Below are 7,144 nucleotides of genomic sequence, written 5' to 3' on the forward strand. Positions count from 1 at the left end.
GGGGAGTTTTACATGTGTAAAACACTTTCGTCCACAGAGCAGCAGGCCGGTGTGGATTTTGTGGAAAAGTGCCATCAGAATGTATTCTGTAAGGAACAGGAGATGTGGAAAAGGAGGGAATTTATTTGCTGCCGGTGCTTTTTGAATATGGGGCTTTTACTGTCTATGCCTGGGGATTTACCCTGAGCCTGGCAATTCTGCTGGGGACGATGGTTGCTGTAAGACTCGCCCGGGGCATTGGAATGGAACCTGACCGGATACTGGATCTTGTCATTGTTCTTGTTGTGGGCGGAGTGGTTGGCGCCAGACTGTTTTACGTTTTCGTGTATGAGCCTGGAAGATATCTGCAGGAACCCCTCCAGATATTTGCTATCTGGAAGGGCGGACTCGTTTATTATGGGGCTTTGATAGGTGGTTTCATAACCGGAACCTGGTATGTAATCAGAAAAAAGCTTCCTTTCTGGTCCCTGGCTGACCTGGTGTCGCCCCCCCTGGCCCTGGGCTATGGGATAGTACGGCTGGGATGCTTTATGAATGGCTGCTGTTACGGAAAAGAAACCGAGTCGTTTCTGGGGGTCGTCTTCCCGTATATTGAAGGTGCGCCCTGTCCTGACCTGATTGCCCGTTACCCTACTCAGCTTTTTTCTTCAGCTATCGGGTTTTTGCTTTTCGGGGTCTTGATGTTTGTCTGGAAGCGTAAAAAATTTGATGGGCAGGTATTTTTATTATTCCTGATACTTTATGGGATTGGCAGATCAATTGTGGAATCCTTCCGGGAGAACCTGCTGGTATTTGGAAATGTTACGGTATCCCAGTTGGTAAGTGCCATTATTGTTCTGGCTGCAATTGTTTTCTACCGCTTGCGAAGCCAACAGAAACATCATGGAGGGGGAGAATGATAAAACCTCCCGACTACCTGATATATGAATCTGCTTTCAGGGGGAATATTTTGCCGGTAACATCTTTATGTAATGTAAGCTGCATGTTCTGCAGTCACCGACATAACCCCCCGGGCATACAAATATATAAAACAGGACCGCGGTCTCTGGAAGAAGTGGCCCAAACCCTGCAGTTTATCTCACCTGAAGATAAAATAGTTATTGGAGAGTCTGTAACCAGGATTGTGGAAGGCGAACCGTTTACCCATCCGTTGATCCGGCAGATACTCCTGATGATAAGGGAACATTTCCCCGGAACACGTATTCAGATTACTACCAATGGAACTCTCATAGATGCGGAGACAGCCGATTTTCTGGCCGGGCTGGGGGATGTGGAGCTTTATTTATCCCTGAACAGTTCTAACCCGGCGGTGAGAAGACGCCTGATGAATGACTCCATGGCTGAACAGGCCGTGGGTTCAGCGCGCTGCCTGGCCGATGCAGGGGTGCCTTTTCACGGCAGCATTGTGGCCATGCCGCATATAATCGGGTGGGAGGATCTGGGGGAAACAGTATGCTGCCTCGCGGAATATGGCAGTGAGACTATCCGGGTTTTTTTGCCCGGATTCACTAAGAATACCCCGGAAAATCTGAAATTCAAGCCTGAAATGCATGAGGAGCTGGCAGCATATATTGCCTCGGTCAGAGCCCGGGCAGCGGTACCGGTTACCGTGGAGCCGCCTGTAATCAAAAATCTTGAAGCAGTAGTTACAGGGATTATCTCTGGTTCTCCGGCTGACAAAGCAGGCCTTTTGAGAGATGATATCCTCCTTTCTGTTGACGGAACCCGTTGTTTTTCCAGAGTACATGCCTTTAACAGGATTAGAGAGGGAGGACCTGTGAAGGTAGAAATCCAAAGAAACGGCCATACCTTTGGGGCTGATATTAAGAAGAAACAGGGCCAGGCCTCTGGAATTGTAATGGATTATGATATTGCTCCGGAAACGGCTGCTGCCGTAGAATCTATGGCAGCCAGGCATAAGCGTCTAAAACTTATGTGTTCTGTTTTGGGTGAAGCAGTTCTTGGGATGGCATTGGAGAAATCGCCCCAGAGGGGTGTTATTGATATAATTCCGGTGGATAACCTTTTTTTTGGAGGTTCGATTGCAGCCGCCGGGCTGCTAACGGTCGCAGACTTTGTCGCAGCTGCCCAGAGTGTAAGAATTGACTCCGGCAGAGATGTACTGATTGTTCCGGCTGTTGCTTTTGATGTCAGGGGTAAGGATTTGACAGGGAGAAGCTGCCTGGAATTAGAGGAAAAAATCGGCGCTAAAGTTGAAATTCTCTGAAATTTTTCTAATAAAGCAGGAATTTAGTAGGTTTTTGTGGAAATAATTAAAAATTTTTCAGAAATCCAAAGCGGGAATGTGACCATAAAAGTTCAAATAAAGGAGAGGGCATTATGTATAATCCTGAGAATGAAGCTATGCCCCGGGAACAGCTCAGGCAGCTGCAGCTGGAACGTTTGCAGAAAACTGTGCGCCGGGTATATGACAATGTACCGTTTTACAAGGAAAAATTCAAAGATAAGGGAATCGAGCCGGGAGATATTAAAACTCTGGAGGATCTGAAGCTGCTGCCTTTTACTGTTAAGCAGGATCTCAGAGATAATTATCCCTTTGGGCTGTTTGCTGAGCCAATGTCAGAAGTGGTGAGGATTCATGCCTCTTCCGGGACAACCGGTAAACCAACAGTTGTCGGTTATACCCAAAACGATATTAACACATGGTCTGAACTCATTGCCCGCTGTGTGGCCATGGTTGGCGGCAGCAAAGGAGATGTGGTTCAGGTCGCCTATGGTTACGGGTTGTTTACCGGGGGACTGGGCCTGCACTATGGAGCGGAACGGCTGGGCGCGTCCGTTATTCCGATTTCCGGAGGCAATACCAAACGCCAGCTGATGCTGATGGAGGATTTCGGTACCACCATTCTTTGTTGTACCCCGTCATATGCCCTTTTCCTTGGTGAAGAAGCAGGGGATTTTGGGGTAGATCTGGTTAACGGCAAGCTTAAGGCCGGTATTTTCGGCGCTGAGCCATGGTCAGAGAAAATGCGGGATCAACTCGAAAAGAATCTGGGAATCAAGGCATACAACATTTATGGTCTGAGTGAGATTATGGGGCCGGGTGTTTCCATGGAATGTGAATGCCAGTGCGGGATGCATGTTATGGAAGACTATTTTATCCCTGAAGTTATCGATCCACAGACAGGAGAATCCCTGCCTTATGGCTCCAAAGGGGAGATTGTTTTTACCACCATTACTAAGGAGGCATTCCCTCTCCTGAGATACAGAACCAGGGACATATCTGTTCTGACTGAGGAAAAATGCGAATGTGGCCGTACTTTTGTGAGAATGGACCGGGTGATGGGACGTACCGATGACATGTTGATTATACGCGGTGTGAATGTATTTCCCTCACAAATTGAAAGTGTGCTGCTTAATTTCGGGGAAACCGAACCCCATTACCTGCTGGTTGTTGACAGGCAGGGTACTCTTGATACTCTTGAAGTACTTGTGGAAGTTTCGGAAAAGATGTTCTCTGATGAGGTACGTAAAATGGAAGAGCTTGAAAGGAAGCTGGGCCACGAAATAGCCAGTCTTCTTGGTATATCTGCCAAGATCAAGCTGGTGGAACCAAAGACGATTCCACGGAGCGAAGGCAAGGCAAAACGTGTCATTGATAATAGGGAATTATAAAGAAGAATTGTGACCACCGAACTATAAGGAGGGAAAACGATTGAAAGTACAACAGATTTCTGTTTTTCTTGAAAACAAGTCCGGAAGGCTGGCTGAACTAACAGAGGTGCTGGGTCAGGCAGGAATAAATATCAGGGCCTTGTCCATTGCAGATACATCTGATTTTGGTATTTTGAGGCTTATTGTTAATAAGCCGGAAGAGGCCTTCAGGATACTAAAAGATGATGGGTTTAGTGTGAGTATTACTGATGTAATTGCTGTGGAAGTTCAGGATGATCCGGGAGGCCTTGCCAGGGTGATGGGCATTTTAAATTCTGCTGGGATAAATATAGAATACCTGTATGCTTTTCTGGAAAAGTCATCAAATGATGCCCTGGTCGTGTTCCGGGTGGAACAGGTAGATGAAGCTGTAGAACTTCTGGCGAAGCACAATGTTAACGTGGTTAAAGGCAGCGAGGTTTATAAACTATAAAATTGAGGGGGTTACCGTGAATTTGGGGTAATGCCCCTTTTTGCATAATTACTGCCTATATACCAAAAAATTTATTGCTAAGGGGGGAATACTATGAGGAAGAACCTGCCGTTTTTAGTTCTCTTTGTTGTGGTGGCAGTGGTTATCGGCGGTTACCTCGGTTACACTTCCCTGAACGAAGAGAAAACTGTAATCCCGGAAAACAGGGATATCAAGGCAGTGCCGCCGCAGATTGCTGATGATGAAAGCGATTCCGGCAATAAGCTCCAAGCCAGTGAAAGAGGGTCGGACTTATCTCCGCAAACTCTTAAGGAAACCGATGTGGAAAATGTGGACCCCAAAGCCGGAGAGATGATTGTCTGGGGAGAGGTCAAAGCCGTGGATATTGATAAACGGATTATTACCATCGACCAGGAAATGGATGACAACAGTGTCAAGATTAGTCCTAATGTTGCGGTGAAAAAGGATGCGGTTGTACGTACCAAAGATGATGTCAGTTCCCTGGAGCGGATTAAAGCCGGGGATATTGTTGGCGCTATTATAACCAGTGACGGGAACGCACGGGCGGTGTTGGTTAATTATTAAAAAGGTATAAAGTTTTTGTCCCGATTCATCGATAAATTAATAAGGGTATTTTACCCTTCCCGACAAAGGCAAACCCGTCGAAAGACGGGGACGCAAAACCACGGGTCTAAAGCAGATTGGCGGTTGGCTGTGAAACCGCTGTGATGCCATGACAGCCGGGTTGCCGGAGAATTGGGTTGGCTCACGGCCTGTCTTCGGCTTTTCGTCCGGAGACAGGCCTTAGTGTTCTCCGGATAGCACACAATTTAAGAGGATGGAGGTGATACTGATGGCTACGTCCACTGTTTTCAGGCATTTGCTGGCAGTATTGTTCGGGGCTTTTGCCTGGTGGTACTATTATACAGTGGAGCCGGTGGTAGATTATCCCACGTGGATGGGAAGTATAATTGCAGCTTTTGTTATCACTCTTATCGTAGTGATTATCTCGGAGAACATAGCACTGGGTCTGGTGATCATTATGGCGGTTTATGTTGTCTTCGGCCCTGGTCTTACTTGGGCGGTAAGCCAGTTCCTGCCTCTATTTGGCGGGGTGGTGGGGGCAAGCGCCATATGGAAAATAGTAATCTAAAAAGGGTAAATTCAGCTTGGACTTAGTCTGAGCTGTTTTTTTATTTACTAAATCTTGTCCTGCTACAGGTTTTCTTTTGAGCCAAATTAAAATATAATATTGGTATGTAATGGTATGCAGCGAGTAATTAAGTCTAATGCAGCAGTAGTTAAGTCTAATGCATCGAGTAGTTAAGTCTAATTTAGAGAGGCGGGTGTTGAGTTGTCTCAGGAATATTCGGACAACATTGATGAACCAGGGGATTCTTCACAAAAGGTATGGGGGTTTCTGAAGGATATTTTACAGATTGTTTTCTTTGCACTTATATTAACCTTTTTTTTACGCACATACGTGATTGAAGCAAGGCTGATTCCGTCAGAGTCAATGCTGCCTACACTCGAAATCGGTGACAGGCTTCTGGTAGACAAGATTGTATTTAAGTTCAGGGAACTGGAGCGGACCGACATTGTTGTCTTTGCGCCCCCTCCGGAGGCGCAGCGGGGAGCGGGTGATGATGACCTGATTAAGCGGGTTGTGGGTTTACCCGGTGATACTGTAGAAGTAAAAGAGAGCCGGGTATTTGTTAATAATAAGCCCCTGGATGAGCCATATATTGCCGAGAGGCTTAATTATACCTATGGGCCTGTTGCCATTCCGGAAGGGTATCTGTTTGTTATGGGGGATAATCGTAATTATAGTTTTGACAGCCATGCATGGGGCTTTTTACCTCTGGAAAATCTCAAAGGAAGGGCGTTTTTCAGGTTTTGGCCCCTGGACAGGTTTGGATTAATTGATGGAGTAAAATCCTAGATATAAAGGAATTTCAATTTTCGTGAGACTTATATATTAATTTAATAAATAGAAAAGGGGTTCTGGGAATGAAAAAACAGCTTAGGAAAGAAATTATTGCGGCCAGGATGGCCCAGACAGATGAAGAGGCTGCCGAAAAGAGCGCGCGGATAGTTAAACAGCTGGAGGAACTGCCAGAGTTTCAAAGCGCCGGATTAATAATGTTTTATCTTGATTTCAGGAAGGAAGTTGCTACCGGGAATTTAATTGCCAAATGCCTGCAGAACGGGAAAAGGGTGGTTGTTCCCATTACTGACACCAAAAATATCAGGCTTATCCCTTCAGAAATAATCAATTATCCGGGGGATCTCACTTCCGGTACCTGGGGCATACTGGAACCAAAACCTGAGTGTGTAAGGCCTGTTGAGCCGACCGAAATAGACTTTGTTGTTGTGCCGGGGGTATCTTTTGATGCTGTCGGAAACAGGCTCGGCTATGGCGGCGGCTTTTATGACCGTTTCCTGAGACTGCTCCGTCCAGAGGCCTCATTTGCCGCCCTGGCCTTTGAACTCCAGATCAGAGATGATGTTTATCCTGAAGCTCACGATTATCCGATGAGGTATGTGGTGACCGAAAACCGCGTTATCAAATGCGGATAGGGCGGTTGGTTTAAGACTTCGTCTGTGTCAAAAAATAATCAGGAGTCCTCGACGTACCACCGGTACGACTCGGACTCCTGATTATTTTTTTCTTGCCCTTCAGGAAACTATATTAATTCACTTTTTTAATGCGGTTCTTCGAATGATGATTCAAATTGTAACATTGGTGGAAAAAGAAGGAATATCTGGGGCTTCTGGAGAAACAAAAGTTTATTGTGTGAAATTTGGCAGATAATGGCGGTATAGCAGATAATAGCGGCATAAACGAAATGTTTATTCGTGAATGCGGGAGATAAGCGGACATCGCTCGCTGCGCTCGCTCGTCCGATTATCGCGGCGCCGGTTTCCCGAGGGCACGGCGACGTCATAGCTCGCGCAAAACGCTCGCGACGTCGCCTATCAGCCGGGTTCCCGGCTGATGCCCAAATGCCCACTGCGTGGGCACTTCGGGAACCC

General features: G+C 46.6%; 8 protein-coding genes and 1 riboswitch. All 8 genes read left to right on the forward strand.

The genetic code is table 11. The features are described 5' to 3' along the window. The first annotated feature begins 134 nt into the window (after window positions 1-134). The 8 genes from lgt (at window position 135) to Ga0451573_RS16735 (ending at window position 6,688) form a co-directional block, all read left to right on the forward strand. Window positions 135-899 carry a prolipoprotein diacylglyceryl transferase gene (gene lgt, locus Ga0451573_RS16700; protein WP_231685304.1) on the forward strand — a complete coding sequence of 255 codons (765 nt, stop codon included), beginning with the start codon at window positions 135-137 and terminating at the stop codon, window positions 897-899. Next, the gene (locus tag Ga0451573_RS16705; RefSeq protein WP_231685293.1) at window positions 896-2,227 is read left to right on the forward strand and encodes a DUF512 domain-containing protein; all 1,332 of its coding nucleotides are present in this window, start codon (window positions 896-898) and stop codon (window positions 2,225-2,227) included. The genes lgt and Ga0451573_RS16705 overlap by 4 nt, the downstream gene beginning before the upstream one ends. 113 nt (window positions 2,228-2,340) lie before the next feature. Then, the gene (locus tag Ga0451573_RS16710) at window positions 2,341-3,636 is read left to right on the forward strand and encodes a phenylacetate--CoA ligase family protein (RefSeq protein WP_269438359.1); all 1,296 of its coding nucleotides are present in this window, start codon (window positions 2,341-2,343) and stop codon (window positions 3,634-3,636) included. A 40-nt stretch (window positions 3,637-3,676) separates the two neighbouring features. After that, window positions 3,677-4,108: an ACT domain-containing protein gene (locus tag Ga0451573_RS16715; RefSeq protein ID WP_231685294.1), complete on the forward strand. Its 432-nt coding sequence runs from the start codon at window positions 3,677-3,679 to the stop codon at window positions 4,106-4,108. Window positions 4,109-4,201: 93 nt separating this feature from the next. Then, complete coding sequence (locus Ga0451573_RS16720; RefSeq protein WP_231685295.1) at window positions 4,202-4,693, forward strand: hypothetical protein; 492 nt, start codon at window positions 4,202-4,204, stop codon at window positions 4,691-4,693. A 57-nt stretch (window positions 4,694-4,750) separates the two neighbouring features. After that, window positions 4,751-4,861: riboswitch (cyclic di-GMP riboswitch) on the forward strand. Between the two features lie 100 nt (window positions 4,862-4,961). Next, complete coding sequence (locus tag Ga0451573_RS16725) at window positions 4,962-5,261, forward strand: hypothetical protein (RefSeq protein ID WP_231685296.1); 300 nt, start codon at window positions 4,962-4,964, stop codon at window positions 5,259-5,261. 201 nt (window positions 5,262-5,462) lie between these two features. Continuing rightward, a complete protein-coding gene (gene lepB, locus Ga0451573_RS16730) occupies window positions 5,463-6,050 on the forward strand; it encodes a signal peptidase I (RefSeq protein WP_231685297.1) in 588 nt (195 codons plus the stop codon). A gap of 68 nt (window positions 6,051-6,118) precedes the next feature. Then, a complete protein-coding gene (locus tag Ga0451573_RS16735; protein WP_231685298.1) occupies window positions 6,119-6,688 on the forward strand; it encodes a 5-formyltetrahydrofolate cyclo-ligase in 570 nt (189 codons plus the stop codon). Window positions 6,689-7,144 lie beyond the last annotated feature (456 nt).

The sequence above is a fragment of the Phosphitispora fastidiosa genome, assembly GCF_019008365.1.
In the GTDB taxonomy this organism is placed as follows: Bacteria; Bacillota; Thermincolia; order Thermincolales; family UBA2595; genus Phosphitispora; species Phosphitispora fastidiosa.

What these genes read in the sequence shown, in the direction of transcription:
- Ga0451573_RS16705 (WP_231685293.1), top strand. Translation starts at nt 896, where the DNA reads ATGATAAAACCTCCCGACTACCTGATATATGAATCTGCTTTCAGGGGG.
- Ga0451573_RS16710 (WP_269438359.1), top strand. Translation starts at nt 2,341, where the DNA reads ATGTATAATCCTGAGAATGAAGCTATGCCCCGGGAACAGCTCAGGCAG.
- Ga0451573_RS16720 (WP_231685295.1), top strand. Translation starts at nt 4,202, where the DNA reads ATGAGGAAGAACCTGCCGTTTTTAGTTCTCTTTGTTGTGGTGGCAGTG.
- Ga0451573_RS16725 (WP_231685296.1), top strand. Translation starts at nt 4,962, where the DNA reads ATGGCTACGTCCACTGTTTTCAGGCATTTGCTGGCAGTATTGTTCGGG.
- Ga0451573_RS16735 (WP_231685298.1), top strand. Translation starts at nt 6,119, where the DNA reads ATGAAAAAACAGCTTAGGAAAGAAATTATTGCGGCCAGGATGGCCCAG.